Source organism: Dyella sp. C11 (genome assembly GCF_003121485.1).
Classification (GTDB): domain Bacteria; phylum Pseudomonadota; class Gammaproteobacteria; order Xanthomonadales; family Rhodanobacteraceae; genus Dyella.
In genome coordinates, this window is record NZ_QAVX01000001.1 from 430113 (window position 1) to 449725 (window position 19613).

Genomic DNA, 19613 nt, shown 5'->3' on the forward strand with positions numbered 1-19613 from the left:
GTGGACGTTGCCGTCGATGCTGATCCAGCAGGTCATGCGTTGGCCTGCTACCACTGCGGCGAGACTTTGCCGCAGGTGCCCGTGTCGCTGGATATCGAGGGGGAGGCGCGCGGCTTCTGCTGCCACGGCTGTGCGGCCGCCGCCGAATGGATACGCCAATCGAAGCTCGATGACTACTACCGTTTGCGCAGTACCACGGCGGGGCGGGTCGAGGCGATGCCTGACCTCGCCAGCTGGGATCGCGAGGATGTCCTGAGCGAACACGCGGTTCCTGTGGCTGGTGGACTGGAAATCACCTTGCTCACGGACGGCATGCGTTGCGCGGCCTGTGCGTGGTTGATCGATCGCGCACTGCAACGCGAACCGGGCGTATTCGATAGCAGCGCCAACGCGGTGACCGGGCGCATCCGCATCGGTTGGGAGCCGACCACGGTGCGGCTTTCCCATCTCCTTGGCCGACTGGCCATGTTGGGCTATCGGCCGTACCTGGCGGCAGGTGCCGTGCGTGAACGTGCGCGCGTCGCCGAGCAGCGCCGCTGGTTGATGCGACTGGGCGTGGCAGGGCTGGGCGCCATGCAGACCATGATGTTTTCCGAAGCGCTGTACCTGGATTTCGGCCACCACATGGCGTTGGCGACGCGCGACTTCTTCCGTTGGGTTGCCTTGCTGGTGGCAACGCCGGTGGTGTTCTACGCGGGCTGGCCGTTCCTCGAAGGCTGCTGGCGCGAGCTTCGCCAGCGACGCCCCGGCATGGACAGCCTGATCGCGGGTTCGACCCTGCTGGCCTACTTCGCCAGCGCCGTGGAGACTGTGCGGGGTGGTGCGCAGGTCTGGTACGACACGGCCACCATGTTCGTTTTTCTTCTGCTTGCCGCGCGGTTGCTGGAGCAACGCGCTCGTCGCGTTGCCAGCGCACAGGTTGATGCGTTGGCGCGCGCGCGCCCGGTACTCGCGGTTCGGGAGAACGTGGATGGCAGCCGCGAATCCATACCGATGTCGTCGCTGTGCGTGGGCGACATTGCCTGTGTGGCGGCTGGCGATGTCGTGCCGGCGGATGGTCATCTGCTGGATGGCGAAGCGTCGTTCGAAGAAGCGCTATTGACCGGCGAGTCACGCCCCGTGACACGACTGCCTGGCGCGCAGATCTATGCAGGCACGATCTGCCGCGACCGTGCGGCGCGCATCGTCGTGACCGATGTGGGTGTCGCCACGCGTCTCTCCCAGCTGACCCGGCTGGTGGAACAGGCGCAGGCCCACCGCCCGCCGATGGCGCGTGTTGCCGATCGCATCGGCAGCGTGTTCGTCAGCACCCTGTTGGTGCTCGCGGTGTTGGTATATGTCGCGTGGCGCATGCACGATCCGTCGCGCGCGTTTGAAGTGACCTTGTCGCTGCTGGTGGTGAGCTGTCCCTGTGCGCTTTCGTTGGCCGTTCCCGCCGCGCTCACGGCGAGTCACGGGGCGCTGGCGCGATTGGGCGTGTTGTCGGTGCGTACCGGTGGATTGGAGAACCTCGCGCGTGCGACCGACGTCGTATTCGACAAGACGGGCACGTTGACGCACGTGCGCCTGGCGGTGGGCGACATTCGCACCTTCACCACCATGGATGCGGCGACCGCCTTGCAGATGGCGGCGGCACTGGAGCGTGACAGTCGCCACCCGATTGCCGAGGCGTTTTCCCCCGTATCTACGCGGTTTTTTGCCAGCGACGTTCGCGAAACGGTGGGTCATGGCATCGCCGGGTGCATCGACGGCCGGGTATGGCATCTGGGGCGCGCGTCATTCGCAGGGTGTCGTGAGGATGACGGGCGGCTTTGGCTGGGCGACGGCCGGCGTGTCGTGGCGTGCTTTTCATTGGAGGAAAGCCTGCGTCCTCATGCAGAGGATGCCGTGGCGGAACTGCGCGTATTGGGTTTGCGGGTGCATCTGGCCAGCGGCGATGCACACGAACCGGTAGAGCGGTTGATGCGCAAGCTGGCGCTTCGCGATGCCCGCTCGCGTCAGACTTCCGAAGACAAGCTCGCGCTGGTGCGTACGTTGCAGGACAACGGGAGCGTGGTGGCCATGGTCGGTGATGGCCTGAACGATGCGCCGGTGCTGGCCGGTGCCGATGTATCCATCGCGATGGGTGAGGGTGCCGCATTGGCGCAGCGCGCGGCCGACATGGTGCTCACGGCGCCCTCGTTGCTGCGTATTCCACAGGCGATACGCCTCGCGCGCCGCACGATGCGCGTCATTCGCCAGAATTTCGCCTGGGCCGTGGGCTACAACCTGCTGGCGCTACCGCTGGCCATCACCGGCCATGTCACGCCTGCTTTCGCCGCCTTGGGCATGGCGCTTTCGTCACTGGCCGTGACGATCAACGCGCTGCGTTTGTTGCGTGGTTCTTCCATGGGGCCGAACGCATGATCATCTTGCTCATGCTGATCCCGCTCAGCCTGATGCTGCTTGCATTCGCCATCGGTGCGTTTGTGTGGGCCGTTCGCAAGGGACAGTTCGACGCCCTGGATACACCGGCGCTGGACATTCTTCACGATGAAATGCGTGTGGAACGCGCTGAACGCCGTGTCGATTGATGTCCTCACGCTGTCCGCTGCGTTGCTGAGCGGGTTGCTTGGCGGTGTTCACTGCGCGGCGATGTGCGGTGGTATTGCCACGGGATTTTCGGTGTGGTCGCCGCGACATGGCCTGCCCTCTTCGCTGCAATTGAATACAGGCCGTGTGCTGGGCTATGCGTTGGCCGGCGCCTTGGTTGGTGGCATGGGGGATGGCGTGTTGCGCTTATTCGAGTGGCACGGGCTCATGTTGGTGATGCGCATGGCGATGGGCGTGGTGCTTGTGCTGGTGGCGTTGCGATTGCTGGATCATCAAGGGCGCCTTCGTTTTCTCGCGCGCCCCGGCATGCACGTCTGGCGTTGGCTGCGGCCGTTGCAGAAACGTGTGTTGCCGGCGAATACCGCATCGCGCCGCCTGTTGGCGGGCATGGTGTGGGGATGGATGCCCTGCGGGCTCAGCACCACCATGCTGGCCGCGGCGTGGCTGGCGTCGAGTACCGTGGGTGGCGCGTTGATCATGACGGTGTTCGGTCTGGGCACGTGGCTGGTGATGGTGCCGCTGACCTGGTCGGGTGCGCGCGTGGGGCGCTGGATGCAGCGGGAGGGTGCGCGACGCGGCGCGGCCGCGTTGGTGTTGTTCGCTGGTGTGGTGACGATGGCGGGGCCGTGGTTGATGCAGGTGCCGTCGTTGCATGGGGTGATGGGGTGGTTGGGCTGTGGGCTTCGTTGAGCCGCGCACAGGGTGCGCTCCCACAGAGGGTGGCGTTGCTCCTTGTGGGAGCGCACCCTGTGCGCGACGCCCTTCGCCTCGCCCGAACAAAAAAAGGCCGCCTTTCGGCGGCCTTTTCTGTCTGCCCGAAGGCAACGATCAATAGCGGTAGTGCTCCGGCTTGTACGGGCCGTCCACCGGCACGCCGATGTAGTCGGCCTGTTCCTGGGTAAGCTTGGTCAGCTTCACGCCGATCTGCTCCAGGTGCAGGCGAGCCACTTCTTCGTCCAGCTTCTTCGGCAAACGGTAGACCGTGTTCTCGTAGAAGTCCTTGTTCGCCCACAGGTCGAGCTGGGCCAGCGTCTGGTTGGAGAAGCTGTTGGACATGACGAAGCTCGGGTGGCCGTGGGCGCAGCCCAGGTTCACCAGGCGGCCTTCGGCCAGCATGTAGATGCTGTGGTTGGTCTTCTCGAACGTGTAGCGATCCACCTGCGGCTTGATGGTTTCGCGCGACACGCCCTTGGCGGTGTTCAGGCGATCCATCTGGATCTCGTTGTCGAAGTGGCCGATGTTGCACACCAGCGCGTTGTTCTTCATCGCCGCCATGTGTTCCAGCGTGATGATGTCCTTGTTGCCGGTGGTGGTGACGTAGATGTCGCCAAGGCCCAGCGTTTCTTCGATGGTGGTGACCTGGAAGCCTTCCATCGCTGCCTGCAGGGCGTTGATGGGGTCGATCTCGGTCACGATCACGCGGGCGCCGAAGCCCTTCAGCGAGTGCGCGCAGCCCTTGCCCACGTCACCGTAACCGCAGACCACGGCCACCTTGCCGGCGACCATCAGGTCGGTCGCGCGCTTGATGCCGTCGGCCAGCGATTCGCGGCAGCCGTAGAGGTTGTCGAACTTCGACTTGGTCACCGAGTCGTTGACGTTGATGGCCGGCACCAGCAGCTTGCCGGCTTCGGCGAGCTGGTAGAGACGGTGCACGCCGGTGGTGGTTTCTTCGGAGACGCCCTTCCATTCGGCGGCGATCTTCTTGAACCAGCCCGGACGCTCGGCTTCGGTGCGCTTGACCAGATCCTTGATGACCTGTTCTTCGTGGTTGCCACTGGGCGTGTTGACCCAGTCGCTGCCTTCTTCCAGCTCCACGCCCTTGTGGATGAAGAGGGTGGCGTCGCCGCCGTCGTCCACGATCAGCTGCGGGCCGAGTTCACCCGGGTGGGTGAGCATGTCCAGCGTGCACTGCCAGTATTCCTCCAGCGTCTCGCCCTTCCAGGCGAACACCGGCAGGCCGCCGGCGGCGAGCGCCGCGGCCACGTCATCCTGCGTGGAGAAGATGTTGCACGAAGCCCAGCGCACGGAGGCACCCAGCTCGCGCAGGGTTTCGGCGAGCACAGCGGTTTCCTTGGTGCAGTGAAGCGAGCCGGACAGGCGCACGCCCTTCAGCGGCTTGTCCTTGGCGTAGCGGGCTCGGATCTGCATCAGGCCGGGCATTTCTTCTTCGGCCATGCGGATGCGGCGGCGGCCGAGGTCGGCGAGGGACATATCGCGGACCTTGAAATCCTGCTGGGCAGAATCTTTGGTAACTGCGTTCATGATTTAGCTCCGGGTGTTGCGGCCATGAGGCCACATCGTTGTCCGGGCGCCGTTACAGAAGAAGTCCGTCGAGCCTGGCCGGGTAGGGGACACGGTGTGTCCACGAATCCTCGGTCGCAGCGCCCCTCGATGGAACGCCAGAGTATAGCGTCACCCGGTGATGGTTTCGTTGCCCAAGGCCCCCTGGTGGCCGGACCCGTGACGGATGGCCTGGTGACGCGCGGCGCCAAAGCGTTAATGTCGCAGAGGGTTACGACACAGGGGATGCCCTCACATGGATATGTCGCTCCGACGCCTCATGCTCGTCGGTTTGTTGCTGGCCGTGTCACCGCACGTGCTGGCCGATCAGGCACCGAAGACCGCTGCTACCGCGCCCGCCTCGGGTTATTTCACGCCGCCTGCGCCGTTGCAGGCCCTGGTGGATGCTCCGCGTCCGCCGCAGTTGTCCATCAGTCCGCATCGCGATCTGCTGGCGCTGACGCAGACACCGGCCCTGCCGGGCATCGATCTGGTGGCGCAGCCGGAACTGAAGTTGGCGGGCCTGCGCATCAATCCGCGCACGTACGCGCAAAGCCGTTTCGTCTTCAGCACGGATCTGTGGCTGATGGATATCGCCACCGGCAAGGAGATTCGCCTGCAGGGTCTGCCGAAGCCGTTGTCGATCGCCACCTCGTCGTGGTCGCCCGACCAGCGCTACCTCGCTTTCAACCAGGTGGATGCGCGCGCGGGCACCAATGAATTGTGGATCGTGGATGTCGCTGCACATGCGGCGCGCCGCCTCACGTCGTTGCCGCTCAACACCGTCGCGGGTCGCGGCTATCGATGGATGCCCGATGGCAAACAGCTGCTGGTGCAGTTGCAGCCGCAAGGGCAGGGTGCAGCACCCGTCGCGAGCATCATTCCGACGGGACCCGATACGCAGCAGACGCAGGCCGGCGGTGGCGTGAAAGCCATCCGCACCTATCAGGACATGCTGCGCAACGAAGACGACGCCAAGCTGTTCGAGTACTACCTGCGCTCGCAGTCAGCACTGGTCGACCTGGATGGCAAGGTGACGCCGCTGGGCGATCCCTCACTGACACTCGCCATCGTGCCGTCACCGGATGGCCGCTACGTGCTGCGCCAGCGCGTCGAGCGACCGTTCTCCTACCTGGTGCCCGTGGAAAGTTTTCCGCGCCACATCGAAGTGCTCGATCGCGACGGCAAGCTGGTGAAGGAAATCGCCCACCTGCCGCTGGTGGAAGGCTTGCCCACCGGCAACGATGCCGTGCCCACCGGTGTGCGCGATATCAGCTGGCGCGCCGACGCACCGGCCACGCTGGTGTGGGCCGAAGCGCAGGATGGTGGTGATCCGGCCGCCAAGGTCGACATTCGCGACATCGTGCAGATGCAGGCGGCGCCGTTCGATCAGGCGCCGGTGACATTGGCCAGGCTGGCCAGCCGCTATGCCGGCGCCTATTGGGCGAACGGCGATCTGGCGCTGGTGGACGAGTTCTGGTGGAAAACCCGCAAGGTGAAGGAGTGGCGCGTCTCGCCGGATCATCCGTCACAGGCGCCCGTGCTGGTTCGCGAAGGTTCGTCGGAAGATCGCTACCGCGACCCGGGAACGCCAGCGACCATGCCGGATGAGCACGGCGAATCGCGACTTATCGTCACGGCCGATGGACAGAACATCTATCGCCTCGGCGACGGTGCGTCGCCGCAGGGCGATCGTCCCTTCATCGATCGCGTGAATCTCGCTTCGGGCCAGAGCACACGCCTGTTCCAGTCGCAGGCGCCCTACTACGAAGATCCCCAGGCGCTGCTGGATGCGGAAGGCACGCGCGCACTGATTTCGCGCGAGACGCCCAACGATCCCACCAACTACTACGTGCGCGATCTTTCATCGAAGGGCACGTGGCGCGAGCTGACGCATTTCCCCAATCCGCTGCCGCAATTGAAAGGCGTGAAGAAGGAGCAGATTCGTTACAAGCGAAAGGATGGCGTGGAACTCACTGCCACGCTCTACCTGCCACCCAACTACGATCCGAAGAAGGATGGCCCCCGCCCGATGCTGATGTGGGCCTACCCGGCCGAATTCAAATCGGCGGATGCGGCGGGGCAGGTCACCGACTCGCCGTACCGCTTCAACCGCATCAGCTACTGGGGCCCGCAGGCGTTCCTCACCATGGGCTACACGGTGCTGGACAACTTCTCCGTGCCGATTGTGGGCGAGGGCAGCAAGGAGCCCAACGACACCTACATTCCGCAGCTGGTCGCCAGCGCGGAAGCAGCCGTGGACGAAGTGGTGCGTCGCGGTGTGGCGGATCGCAACCGCATTGCCGTGGGTGGGCATTCCTACGGTGCCTTCATGACGGCCAACCTGCTGGCCCACACGCGCCTGTTCAAGGCGGGCATTGCACGCAGCGGCGCCTACAACCGCACGCTTACGCCGTTCGGCTTCCAATCGGAGGAGCGCAACTACTGGCAGGCGCCGGACGTCTACAACGCCATGTCGCCCTTCAACTACGCCGACCACATCAAGGACGCGTTGTTGATGATCCACGGTGAACAGGACAACAACTCCGGCACGTTCCCCATCCAGAGCGAACGCATGTACGCCGCCATCAAGGGGCTGGGTGGCACGGCACGGCTGGTGCTGCTGCCGAACGAAGCGCATGCCTATCGCGCACGCGAATCGATCCTGCAGATGCTGGCCGAGATGAACAACTGGCTGGACATGTACGTAAAGAATGCAAAGCCGGCGGACAAGGCCGCGGCTACGCACTAAGCCATGGGGTATCACAAGGACGGGGCGATCATCGCCCCGTTTCCTTGATGTCGCTGAACGCGTTTGTGGCAATGCACAATTCGTCGCGGCTTCGGGTAGTCTTGGACGTCCAGACATCCGCAACGTGGCATCGATGAACCAGCACCGCAGTCCTGAGTTCGCCCCGCACGACGCGCCCCTGCGCGAAGACGTCCGCCGCCTTGGCACCCTGGTCGGCAACATGCTGGCGGAGCAGGTCTCGCCGGAATTCCTCGATGAAGTGGAGCGCATTCGCACGGCGGCCATCGAACGCCGCGTGGAAGATGCGCCGCTGGACGTGCTGGGAGGCCTGCTGACGGGCCTTGAGACCGATAAGGCCGAATCGCTGGCGCGCGCCTTCGCCACGTATTTCCAGGCGGTGAACATCGCCGAACGCATTCATCGCATCCGCCGTCGCCGCGACTACCAGCGCGAAGGCGGCGCACCGCAACCCGAATCCCTGCTGGACGTGCTGATGCGCCTGAAGGCACAAGGCGTGGAGGCAGGTGAGCTGCTTGAATGGCTGGAACGGTTACAAGTGGAACCGGTTTTCACCGCGCACCCCACCGAAGCCGTGCGCCGCTCGCTGCTGGAGAAGGAGCAATCCATCGTCCGCGCGCTGGTGGACAACTTCGATCCCACGCGAACGCCGCAGGAACGCAAGGAAGACGACGATCGCATCTTCATGGCGTTGAGTGCGGGATGGCAGACGGCCGAAGCATCGTCGGTGAGCCCAACCGTGCAGGACGAACATCATCACGTCGGCTTTTACCTGGCCAACCCCATCTATCGCATCGTGCCTGCCGTGTACGAATCGCTCGCCGATGCTTTGCAGACGGTGTACGGCGTGGCCGTGCCCATTCCGCGCCTGCTGAGTTTCGCGACGTGGGTGGGTGGCGACATGGATGGCAACCCGAACGTGGGCGCGGCGACCATTGCCAACAGCCTGTCCACGCAACGGGCGCACGTGCTGGAGCACTACATCGAAGACATCGCCGGCCTGGCGCGCCTGCTCAGCCAGACCGAAGATCGCGTGGAAGTGGGCAGCGACCTGGCCAATCGCCTGTTCGACTATCGCGTGCGTTTCCCGGAAGCGGCGGCGAAGGTACGCCCGCGCCACGCCGACATGCCGTACCGCAGCCTGCTCACCATCATCGGTGCGCGCGTGGAGGCCACGCTCGACGACGATCATCCCGAAGGCTATGCGGGTGCCGATGAATTGCTGGAAGACCTTCGACTGATCGCGATGAGCCTGGTCGATCATCATGGCCTGCACGCGGGCGCGTATGCCGTGCGTCGCCTGATCTGGCGCGTGCGCACGTTCGGTTTCCATCTTGCGCGACTGGACGTCCGCCAGGATTCGCGCGTGCACGACGACGTGCTGGCCTTGCTGCTGAAGGATGACGAGTGGGCAGCGCGCGATGCCGCCGAACGTGCCCCGCGTTTGCGCGACTACGCCGGTGGCGCTGAATCGTTGCCACGCAACAACGATGCTGCCGTCGTGGCACTGCATGACGTGTTCGCCACGCTGCGCGAAGCGCGCACCCGTTATGGCAAGGAATCGCTGGGCCTGTACATCATCAGCATGGCGCGTTCGGCGGCCGATGTGCTCGCCGTGCTTGCGCTGGCGCGCTACGGCGGGCTCACCGAAGAAGGTCGCGTCCCGCTCGACGTCGCCCCCTTGTTCGAAACCGTGGACGACCTGACCAACGCGCCGGCCACGTTGCGCGCGCTGCTCGATGATCCCGTGTACCGCGATCATCTCGCCTCGCGCGGCAATCGCCAGTGGGTGATGCTCGGTTACTCGGACAGCGGCAAGGATGGCGGCACCCTGGCGTCCCGCTGGGGTTTGCAGCGCGCACAGGTGGAACTGCTCGACGTGGCCGCCGACGCAGGCATACGCCTGTCGTTCTTCCACGGACGCGGCGGTTCCGCCAGTCGCGGCGGTGCGCGCATGACGCCTGCGTTGATGTCCTCGCCGCGCGGCTCGGTCAACGGCGTGCTGCGCGTCACCGAGCAGGGCGAGGTGATTCATCGCAAGTACGGCATCCGCGCCTTGGCGCTGCGCAATCTGGAGCAGACCGTGGGCGCCGTGCTGCGGGCATCGCTGCGGCCGCGTACGCACGAGCCGCGCGAAGATGTCTGGCGCGAACGCATGGCACGCCTGGCGGCGCGCAGCCGTGAACACTACCGGGCGTTTGTCGATCGCGAGGGATTCGTCGATTACTTCCGCACTGCCACGCCTATCGACGTTATCGAACGCATGACGCTGGGCTCACGCCCCGCGCGTCGTCGCAGCATGCGCGGTGTGCAGGATTTGCGCGCGATCCCCTGGGTGTTCGCGTGGACGCAGTGCCGTACGATCCTGCCGGGTTGGTATGGCCTGGGCACCGCGCTGGATTTCGGCGCTGCCGAATATGGCGAACAAGCCATGTCGGAAATGGCGCACGACTGGCCGTTCTTCGCCAACATGCTCGACGACGTGTCCATGGTGCTCGCCAAGAGTGACCTTGGCATCGCCGAAGCGTTTTCCAGGCTATCTGGTCCGTTGCACGAGCCGTTCTTCGGCCTGATTCGCGACGAGTTCGAGCGCACGCGTCACTGGCTGATGAAACTGAAGCAGAACGACGCGCTGTTGCAGAACGCGCCGCGGCTGGCGACGTCGATCGACCTGCGCAATCCCTACGTCGACCCCATGAGCCTGTTGCAGGTGGACCTGCTCAAGCGCTGGCGCGCAGGGGATGGCAGCGACGATGCGCTGCTCACGGCGTTGGTGGCGTGCGTGAACGGCGTATCGCAGGGTTTGCAGAACACGGGCTGATGCCGCGCGGGTTCGTGCAGGCGATGCCCGCTTCGATGCGATCTGCGCCTTGAATTCGTGCGCGCCACCATCATGGTTTCCCGATCATGGATCGAGGAAGGCACGATGATCGAGCTGTATCAGCTGCGTTGGTCGCACTACGTGGAAAAGGTTCGCTGGGCGCTTGATTTCAAGGGTCTGCCGTGGCGAGCCATCGATGTGGTGGCGCACAGGAAGGAAGAAATGCGGCGCTTTCCCTGTGCGCAAACCGTGCCGCTGATCCACGACACGGCCACGGGCATTGCCATCAGCGATTCGTCGCCCATCCTCCGTTATCTCGACGAGACGTATCCCGAGCGACCGTTGTTTCCCGACGACCCGGCCGAACGGGAGGGCGCATGGCAATGGATGTTGCGTCTGGATTCGACGCTTGGGCTTTTTGCGCGTCGCCTCGGTTACACCCAGGTGATCATGGAGTGCCCGCAGGTTCTGTCGCGGCTGTTCATGCCGCAGGTGTGCCGTGGCCTTTTTACCCGAAAAGGCTGGCGTTCCCTTGCCGCGCCGGTGCTTGGCATGATGCTGACCAAACGATTCCACTTCGATCGCAATCGCGAAGATCGCATCTACGAACAATTGGAAGCCCTGCTGCTTCCACTGGCGGATCGATTGAGTCGCGCCGCCTTTTTGGTAGGCGAACAGTTGAGTGCGGTGGATGTGACCCTGGCGTCCTTGCTTCGTCCGCTGCGGATCGTGCCGCACTTCAGCCATCATCCTCGCCTCCAGCCCCTGTTTGCCTGGCAGACAAGGCTGTTCCGGGAGCATGGGCGCGATCCGGCCTTGTTGTACGAAACGTTGATCGACGAACGACGCCGGCAGCGCGGCGTCATGCGGGGGCGGGTGAGCTGGCTTGATGCGAACGACACCCGCAATGGCCCGATTGCGACTGAACCGTTGACGGTGGCCGTCAACGACATTCATCCGGTGTCGAGCGTCAGTCTGTTCGGTGCCTGGCCCGGTTACATGAAGCTTCGCCGCTTCAGCGGCATCCGCAAGATGCCCTATACGCCAGCGCCGCATTTGGCGCTGGCGTGATCGGTCGGCAACGGAACGGCATCAGCCGTCCAGCTCGCTCCAGCGTTCGTAGGCGCGTTCAAGTTCGGCTTGGACACCAGCCAGCGCTTCGTTGGCCTTGACGATGGCTCCGCTGTCCTGCTGGTAGAACGATGGATCGTTCATGGCCACGGTGCGTGCCTCGATGTCCGCTTCGAGGGCTTCGATGCGCGCGGGCAGCTGTTCGAGTTCGCGCGCGTCCTTGTAGCTCAGCTTGCGCTTCGCCTCGACGGCAGGTGCAGGCGTCGTTGCTGAAGCAGTGGCGGGGCGCGCATCAACAAGCTTGGGCGTGAACGCCGCCGTGGTCGCGGGGCGCTGGCGTAGCCAGTCGCTGTAGCCGCCCACGTATTCGCCGATCTTGCCGTCGCCCTCCAGTACCAGCGTGCTGGACACCACGTTGTCCAGGAACTCGCGGTCATGCGAGACGAGCAGCAGCGTGCCCTGGTATTCGGTGAGCAGCTCTTCGAGCAGCTCCAGCGTTTCGACGTCCAGATCGTTGGTGGGTTCGTCCATCACCAGCACATTGGACGGCTGGGCGAAGAGCTTGGCGAGCAACAGGCGATTGCGCTCACCACCTGACAGGCGCGTGATCGGCGCGCGCGCACGTTCCGGCGAGAACAGGAAATCCTGCAGGTAGCCGATGATGTGCTTGCGCGTGCCGTTGAGCTCGATGTATTCGCGGCCTTCCGCCACGTTGTCCAGCGCGTTGAGCTCGTTGTTGAGCTGCACGCGATGCTGGTCGAAATAGGCGATCTGGATGCCGGTGCCGAGCGTGGCGTGGCCGCGTTCGGGCTTGAGGTCGCCCAGCATGATCTTGAGCAAGGTGCTCTTGCCGGCGCCGTTGGGGCCGATGATGCCTACACGATCGCCGCGCATGATGGTTGTGCTGAGATTGCCGATCAGCACGCGGCCGCCGTAACTCTGGTGCACGTGTTCGAGGTCGATCACCTTCTTGCCGGATGCCTGCGCGTTGGCCAGCGTCATCTTCACGTTGCCGGACAGCTCGCGACGTTGGCCGCGTTCAACGCGCAGGGCTTTCAGTGCGCGCACGCGTCCTTCGTTTCGTGTGCGGCGCGCCTTGATGCCCTGGCGAATCCACACTTCTTCCTGCGCGAGCTTCTTGTCGAAGTGCGCGTTGGCCTGTGCTTCGGCGTGCAGGCGTTCTTCGCGGCGACGCAGGTAATTGTCGTAGTCGCCCGGCCAGTCGGTGAGCTGGCCACGATCGATTTCGACGATGCGCGTGGCCAGCGCGCGAAGGAAGCTTCGGTCATGCGTGATGAACACGATGCTGCCATCGAACTGGCGCAGGAAACTTTCGAGCCAGCCGATGGCTTCGATATCGAGATGGTTGGTGGGTTCGTCGAGCAGCAGCACGTCGGGCTTGCGCACGAGCGCTTGCGCAAGCAGCACGCGACGCTTCATGCCGCCGGAGAGCGCGGCGAAATCGGTGTCGCCAGGAAGTTCGAGGCGGGCGAGCACATCGGTGACGCGGCGATCGAGATCCCAACCATGCTGCGCTTCGATTTGCGACTGCGCTTCGCCGAGCGCATCCATGTCGCCTTCAGCGAGCGCGTGGTGGTAGCGCGCGAGCAACTGGCCGAGATCACCAAGACCTTGCGCGACCACATCGAACACGCTGCCCGAGGTGTCCTGCGGCACCTCCTGCGCCATGCGCGCAACGACGATGCCGTTCTGCACGCGAACTTCGCCGTCATCCGGTTTCAGTTCGCCCACGATGAGCTTCATCAGGGTGGATTTGCCTTCGCCGTTTCGACCGACGATGCACACGCGCTCGTTCGCCTCGATGGAGAGGTCGACATGTTCGAGCAGGAGAGGGCCGCCGATGCTGAAGTCGACGCGCTGGAGTTGGATCAGAGACATCCCGCCAGTTTAAGGGATGCGAAGAAAAAGACGCGGCCCCGCTCAATGTGTGCGCGTAGCGGCCGATAGGAAGGAATACGGGTGATCCGCGGGATGTGGCGTGACCAGGGCAGGGGCATTGCTTTTCAAGGAAAAATTGCGACTTCCCACGTGAAAAAGAGCTTTCGCCCTACGTCATTTGCGGGCACACTCCCTTGAAACGTAGACAAAGCCTTCACGGTGAAATTTACGTTACGACGGCGCCACGGGCGCCGTTCTTATTTATCGTCCATGGAAACATGGACTTATGTGATCTAATTCAAGTATTGTCTGGCCCTGTTCCGGTGTGGTTGCAGTTCAGGGTCTGTAACGCCGGATAACGCGGCGGCGAAGCGAGGAATCGGGGTGGCTATCAAGTCCAACACGCCGGCCAGGGCAGCAACCTGGCGCCAAGGTCTGCTCGCGCTGTTCATGAGCGTCGCAGGCAGTTTTGCGAGCGTGGCCCACGCCGGTTACGCCGCCATCGTGATCAACGAAGCCGACGGCCAGGTCATTACGGCCGTGAACGCCGATGAGCCGAACCATCCCGCGTCGCTCGCCAAGATGATGACGCTGTACCTCGCCTTCCAGGCCGTGCAGAACGGCACGCTGAAGATGGACCAGGAACTGGCTGTGTCGTCGTGGGCTGCCAACAAGGCGCCGACCAAGCTCGACCTGCGCAATGGCCAGACCATCACCGTCGAAGACTGCGTGCTCGGCATGATCACCAAGTCGGCCAACGACGCCGCCACCGTGGTGGCCGAAGGCCTCGGCGGTTCCGAAGGTCACTTCGTCGAAATGATGAACGCGCAGGCCCAGCTGCTGGGCATGAGCAACACCCATTTCGCCAACGCCTCGGGCCTGCCCAGCCCGGAAGACAGCACCACCGCCCGCGACATGAGCAAGCTGGCCATGGCGCTGTACCACGACTTCCCGCAGTACTCGCACTACTTCTCGACCAAGGAATTCATGTTCCGCGGCCAGCTGGTGCGCGGTCACAACAACCTGATGGACAAGTATCCGGGCATGGACGGCCTGAAGACCGGCTTCACCAATGCCGCCGGCTTCAACCTGGCCTCCACCGCCGTGAAGGATGGTCGTCGCCTGTTCTCGGTGGTGATGGGCGGTCGCACTGCCTCCGTGCGCGACAAGCTGATGGCGCGCCTGCTGGACGACGGTTTCGAGAATCAGGAAACCCCGCCGGAACTCGTCGCCCAGGCTGGCGAGGCGCCGGCTGCCGTGGGTGCCAAGGGTCGCCGGACCGCGAAGGGTGGCGTGGTGGCTGCCAAGGCAACGGCTGTCGCTGACGCCACGACCGCAGGGCGTCGTCATCACCGTCGTACGACGGGCAAGACGGATACGGCCGTGGCTGCGGCAACCTGCTCGAAGAAAAAGAAGGGTGCGACGTGCCCGGCGAGCACCACGGCGCGCAGCACGAAGGTGGCTGCGGCGTCGGGGCAGAAGGTGGCTTCTGCGGGTGGGTCGCCGGACAAGTGAGTTCGGCGGTTGCGCTGGGCTGAGATGAAAAACGGGTCGCGGAAGCGGCCCGTTTTTGTTTTTGGGCGGTGTGCGATAGCAATACATGGGCGCCGCGCTTCTACTCCCTCTCCCCTCCGGGGAGAGGGTTGGGGTGAGGGGCGGGTGCTCGCCCGACCGTTTCATTCTTTAGCCGTCATGCCGGCGTAGGCCGGCATCCAGCGCCTTTGTTTTGGATTGTCGCGTGGCGGTATTTGGCTTTTCTGAAGCTATGCCGCGATCTGGCTCGCCTGCCGCGGGCTTCCGAACCGCTGCCGCGGTCCGGGTCACTTTCTCTTGCTTGCCCAAGTCCCACGGGGATTAGCTTCGCGTCAGAAAGTAACCAAAGAGAAGGGCACCCCGGATGACGCGCCTTCCGGGCTTTCAGCCCTCCAGCTTCGCGTGCGGGTTACGGGGTTTGTCGACAGGGCATCCTGCCCTGACGACAAACTGGCTGGCATCCATGCCAGCCACCCTGCGGGCTATTCCTTCACCCGCCCGCCGCTGTCATACGGGGACCCCAAGGCAAGAGCCAGGGCAAAAGCCAGGGCAAAAGCCAGGGCAAGAGCAATACCAAGGCTCGAAGCGGTGCCTTGATCGATACCGTCGCGTTTCCCCTGTAGGAGCGCACCTTGTGCGCGACCGCGGCGTCTCGTCGTTACCGCTCCGTTGGCTTGTCGCGCACAGGGTGAGCTCCTACGGAGGTAGGAAAGGTTCTCGCGGGCTGGCCCCTCACCCCGACCCTCTCCCCGGAGGGGAGAGGGAGTAAAGCTGAGGCGGCGTCTAGTTGCTGGCTTTGTCACCATGCCATAACGAAAACGGGCCGCTTTCGCGGCCCGTTTCAAAAGCAAAGCAAGCGTTGCTTACTTCAGCTTGGCATCGGCGCGCAGCGCTTCGGCCTTGTCGGTCTTTTCCCACGAGAACGTGGTGTAGGTCTTGCCGTCCGGACCCTTCACTTCCTGCGGGGTGCGGCCGAAGTGACCGTAGCTGGCGGTCTGCTGGTACATCGGGTGCACCAGGTCCAGCATCTTGATGATGCCGTACGGGCGCAGGTCGAAGTGCTTGCGGATCAGCTTCTCGATCTTTTCGTCGGCAATCTTGCCGGTGCCGAAGGTGGTGACCGAGATGGAGGTCGGTTCGGCCACGCCGATGGCGTAGCTCACCTGGACTTCGCAGCGGTCGGCAATGCCGGCAGCCACGATGTTCTTGGCGACGTAACGGGCAGCGTAGGCAGCCGAACGGTCAACCTTCGACGGATCCTTGCCCGAGAATGCACCACCACCGTGACGGGCCCAGCCGCCGTAGGTGTCCACGATGATCTTGCGGCCGGTCAGGCCGCAGTCGCCCACCGGGCCACCGATGACGAACTTGCCGGTCGGATTGATGTGGAACTTGGTGCCCTTGTGCAGCAGCTTGGCCGGCAGCACGGGCTTGAGGATGTGCTCGCGCACGGCCTCGATCAGGTCCTTCTGCTTCACGCTCGGATCGTGCTGGGTCGACAGCACCACGGCGTCGATGGCGGTGGCGACACCGTCTTCGTAACGCAGGGTGACCTGGCTCTTGGCGTCCGGGCGCAGCCACGGCAGCGGCGAGTTCTTCTTCTTGCGGACCTTGGCCTGCTGCTCCACCAGACGGTGCGAGTAGTAGATGGCCGCGGGCATGAAGTCCTTGGTCTCGTTGGTGGCGTAGCCGAACATCAGGCCCTGGTCGCCAGCGCCCTGTTCTTCCGGCTTCTTGCGATCCACGCCCTGGTTGATGTCCGGCGACTGCTTGCCGATCAGGTTCAGCACGCCGCAGGTCTCGCCGTCGAAGCCGACGTCGGAGGAGTCATAGCCGATGTCGGTGATGACCTTGCGGGTCAGCGCTTCCAGGTCGATCCAGGCGCTGGTGGTGATTTCGCCGGCGACGATCGCCACGCCCGTCTTCACCATCGTTTCGCAGGCCACGCGCGCACGCGGATCCTGCGCGATGATCGCATCGAGGACGGCATCGGAGATCTGGTCGGCGACTTTGTCCGGATGGCCTTCGGAGACCGACTCGGAGGTGAAGAGGAAGTTGCTCATCGCGGGTTATATCCTTCCTTACGGATAAAGAGATAAAAGGGGGTGGCGCATGATACACGGCCTCCCCCCGGTTTGCAGCCTCAGCATGGCCCGGGGACATGACGATTTCATGCCGATTCAGCCATTTGGACGGCTTTGCGGCTGCGCCTGAGACGCCAAAACCGCCCTGGAGGCGGCGGTGCCACTCGTAAGAGTACTCCGATGGGGCGTTTGGCGAATCGGCGGGGCGGGGGTTCACCGGGCCCGCGTCCCAGAGCATCGTTCCAGCTCCAGCTCCAGCTCCAGCTCCAGCTCCAGCTGCCGCTCCCGTCTTCGCCCTTGCCCTTGCCTCAATTCACGCTCCCCCTCACGGTCATTCCGGCGAAGGCCGGAATCCAGTGCCTTTTGCCCTGCGAGCCTCGATGCAAAAGCAAGGTCGCTGGATTCCGGCCTTCGCCGGAATGACGGTGAGGGAATATCGGTGGTGAGGGAGTATCGACGCTGAGGAATTAGCAACGGCGGAGGAAATCGACGACGTGGAAACCGCGACGACGTGGAGTCAGGAAGCGCGCAAGCCACCTACGTTGCCAAACACGCCTGGCGGCCCGGGGTGAACGGACTAGACCAAAGCCCGTCACCCAGCCTGCCGAATGCGCACAAACCCATCCTCGCTCCAGTCCTCGCTGCCCACGCCGTGGCGCACGAAGAACAGGCCTTCCGGGTCGTAACGCCGCTTGGCTGCCGCCAGTCGCGGGTAATTCGTGCCCCAGAACGAGGTTTGCCAGCCGCGCTCGAAATAGTCGCTCTCCGAGACATAGGAGCCAGCGCCGGGTGCGACTTCGAGCAGCGCGTCCATGCATTGGTCGATGCGAACCTTTTCGCGCCGTGCGTCTTCCAGGTCCGGCGACACGCCCATGCCGGGAAAAGCCGGAGCACTCTCGCTGCCGGTGATGGCCAGGGCAAAGGCGTCCATGGCCCCGGGATTCATGGCGGTATCGCGTGAGCGCGCCACCGCATCGGCCGGCGCGCCGGCCAGCCCCTTGTTGAAGTGCAGCGAGAAGCCCCAGTGCTTGGAAGCCCGGAACATTGCCTCACCCAGCGCATCGCTCTGCCGCTCGTCCAGCAGCGACTGCGGCAGCCAGCCTGAGCGATAGCCGTGGATGAACTGTCCCACCTGTCCTTCGTCGCCGGCCCATAGCACGTGATCGCGCGGGGCGTCGGGCCGGCTGTCGGGGACGATCAGCTGTGGCGCGTGTTGGCGGAAGAATTCAGCATCCCAGAAATGCCGCGCGGGCAGCGCGATGACGCGCACTTCTTCCTTGATGCTGTAAGCGCTGCGTGCCTTCACCCATGCGAGGAAGGGCGCCCACACCTGTGCGGCTTCCTGCTGGCTCAAGCCCTGGAACACCATCGACAGGTGCAGCATGTTCTCGTGGAACTTCAGTTGCTCGCCCCAGTGCGGATTGAACAGCGCGTCGCGATAGAAGCGCATGGCTTGTGCGATGAGCGCGCGGTACGACGCGTCGGAGTCGGCCTGTATCACGCCGAACACGGCGCCGAACGTGTCGGGCAGGTCGTGCGTGAGAAGGGTCAGCTTTGTCACCACGCCGATGCTGCCGCCACCGCCGCCCTTGATGGCCCAGAACAATTCGGGTTCCTGGCAGGCGTTGACCACGTGCACCTTGCCGTCCGCCGTCACCACTTCCGTTTCCAGAAGATTGCCGCTGGCACTTCCGAAGCGCTTGGAGAAACTGCCGAAGCCGCCGCTTTGCACCAGGCCGGCCACGCCGACGGTCATGCAGCCTCCGCCTTGAACGTAGCGCCCGCCTTGGGTGGTCACGGCGTTGTATGTGTCGACCCACATCGCGCCTGCTTCCACGGTAACGGCGGGGCGCGGCGCCATCGATGTGACACAGCCCTGTGGCACGAAAGCATCGTGCATGGCCATGCGATTCATGTGGCGCGTCCAGATCAGCAGCGAATCGGGTGCAACCGACGTCCCCTGATAGCTGTGGCCGCCACCTTTCACCACCAGCCGCAGGTGGTGCTTGCGGGCGAAATTCACGGCGGCCACGACATCACCGGTGTTCTCCGCGGCCACGGCGTAGACGCTCGGGCGCGACGTCCACGCATCGGCCCAGCCGCTGGTCTGGGTGAGGGACGGCGTGTCGCCGAGGTAATAGGGATTGCGGACCTGCTTCAGTGCCTCCTGGCGCACCTCGTCGGCAACGCCGTGATCGAACGGCGAACGGAGTGGCTGCAGTCGACCGCCGACGGCCTGCCGAAGCTGGTTCCACTCGGCGTCCGACGGCCAGCCGGGATCGCCGGGACGAACACGGGAACGCAGGCCGGTCAGCGCGCCGGCTGCCTGGCGAGCAACGCCCACGGCGGGCGACAGCGCCAGGGGAAGCAGGGGCAGGGTGAGGGCGGCCTTCAGCAGATCGCGACGATGCATGGCGAATTCCCCGGGGTTTGGATCAGCCCACTCTGGGCCAAACCCGCCGAGCGACAACCCTGGAGTGACGAACCGCGCCCGCCCGGGGACGAGCGGCGGCCGCTCGGTGACCGGCGTTGGACATACCTGTCGAGACAGACATAATCGAAG

The 19613-nt window shown here is 64.2% G+C and carries 11 protein-coding genes and 1 riboswitch; of the genes, 7 read left to right on the forward strand and 4 right to left on the reverse strand.

The window, feature by feature from the left end; all coding sequences use genetic code 11:
• From DK366_RS01860 to DK366_RS01870, 3 genes are read left to right on the forward strand one after another with little or no spacing between them, the layout of a single operon-like run.
• A complete protein-coding gene (locus DK366_RS01860) occupies positions 1 to 2406 on the forward strand; it encodes a heavy metal translocating P-type ATPase (protein WP_109123797.1) in 2406 nt (801 codons plus the stop codon).
• Positions 2403 to 2573 (forward strand): cbb3-type cytochrome oxidase assembly protein CcoS, encoded by a 171-nt coding sequence (ccoS, locus tag DK366_RS01865; protein WP_109123798.1) that lies wholly within the window; start codon positions 2403 to 2405, stop codon positions 2571 to 2573. Before DK366_RS01860 ends, ccoS begins: the two co-directional genes overlap by 4 nt.
• Positions 2563 to 3282, forward strand: coding sequence for a sulfite exporter TauE/SafE family protein (locus tag DK366_RS01870; RefSeq protein WP_109123921.1), 720 nt, complete (start codon positions 2563 to 2565; stop codon positions 3280 to 3282). Before ccoS ends, DK366_RS01870 begins: the two co-directional genes overlap by 11 nt.
• A gap of 138 nt (positions 3283 to 3420) precedes the next feature.
• Here the strand turns inward: DK366_RS01870 and ahcY are convergent, their stop codons facing one another.
• Positions 3421 to 4854 carry an adenosylhomocysteinase gene (ahcY, locus tag DK366_RS01875; protein ID WP_109123799.1) on the reverse strand — a complete coding sequence of 478 codons (1434 nt, stop codon included), beginning with the start codon at positions 4852 to 4854 and terminating at the stop codon, positions 3421 to 3423.
• A gap of 37 nt (positions 4855 to 4891) precedes the next feature.
• Positions 4892 to 4988, reverse strand: a riboswitch (S-adenosyl-L-homocysteine riboswitch).
• A gap of 140 nt (positions 4989 to 5128) precedes the next feature.
• On the opposite strand from ahcY, the gene DK366_RS01880 reads away from it, so the two are divergent.
• The 3 genes from DK366_RS01880 to DK366_RS01890 all read left to right on the forward strand — a co-directional run bounded on the left by DK366_RS01880 (position 5129) and on the right by DK366_RS01890 (position 11534).
• A complete protein-coding gene (locus tag DK366_RS01880; RefSeq protein WP_109123800.1) occupies positions 5129 to 7624 on the forward strand; it encodes a prolyl oligopeptidase family serine peptidase in 2496 nt (831 codons plus the stop codon).
• Between the two features lie 133 nt (positions 7625 to 7757).
• Positions 7758 to 10463, forward strand: a complete 2706-nt coding sequence (gene ppc / locus DK366_RS01885) for a phosphoenolpyruvate carboxylase (RefSeq protein ID WP_109123801.1) — start codon at positions 7758 to 7760, stop codon at positions 10461 to 10463.
• Positions 10464 to 10535: 72 nt separating this feature from the next.
• Complete coding sequence (locus DK366_RS01890) at positions 10536 to 11534, forward strand: glutathione S-transferase family protein (protein ID WP_157956427.1); 999 nt, start codon at positions 10536 to 10538, stop codon at positions 11532 to 11534.
• Between the two features lie 21 nt (positions 11535 to 11555).
• On the opposite strand, the gene DK366_RS01895 is transcribed toward DK366_RS01890, so the two are convergent.
• Positions 11556 to 13433 carry an ATP-binding cassette domain-containing protein gene (locus tag DK366_RS01895; protein ID WP_109123803.1) on the reverse strand — a complete coding sequence of 626 codons (1878 nt, stop codon included), beginning with the start codon at positions 13431 to 13433 and terminating at the stop codon, positions 11556 to 11558.
• Positions 13434 to 13817: 384 nt separating this feature from the next.
• Between DK366_RS01895 and DK366_RS01900 the strand changes: the two genes are divergently transcribed.
• The gene (locus DK366_RS01900; RefSeq protein ID WP_109123804.1) at positions 13818 to 14948 is read left to right on the forward strand and encodes a D-alanyl-D-alanine carboxypeptidase family protein; all 1131 of its coding nucleotides are present in this window, start codon (positions 13818 to 13820) and stop codon (positions 14946 to 14948) included.
• A gap of 881 nt (positions 14949 to 15829) precedes the next feature.
• Here DK366_RS01900 and metK read toward each other — a convergent pair.
• Positions 15830 to 17029, reverse strand: coding sequence for a methionine adenosyltransferase (metK, locus tag DK366_RS01905; protein ID WP_109123805.1), 1200 nt, complete (start codon positions 17027 to 17029; stop codon positions 15830 to 15832).
• A 613-nt stretch (positions 17030 to 17642) separates the two neighbouring features.
• Entirely contained in the window at positions 17643 to 19463 is a 1821-nt protein-coding gene (locus DK366_RS01910; RefSeq protein WP_109123806.1) for an FAD-dependent oxidoreductase, read from the reverse strand.
• Positions 19464 to 19613: the final 150 nt, after the last annotated feature.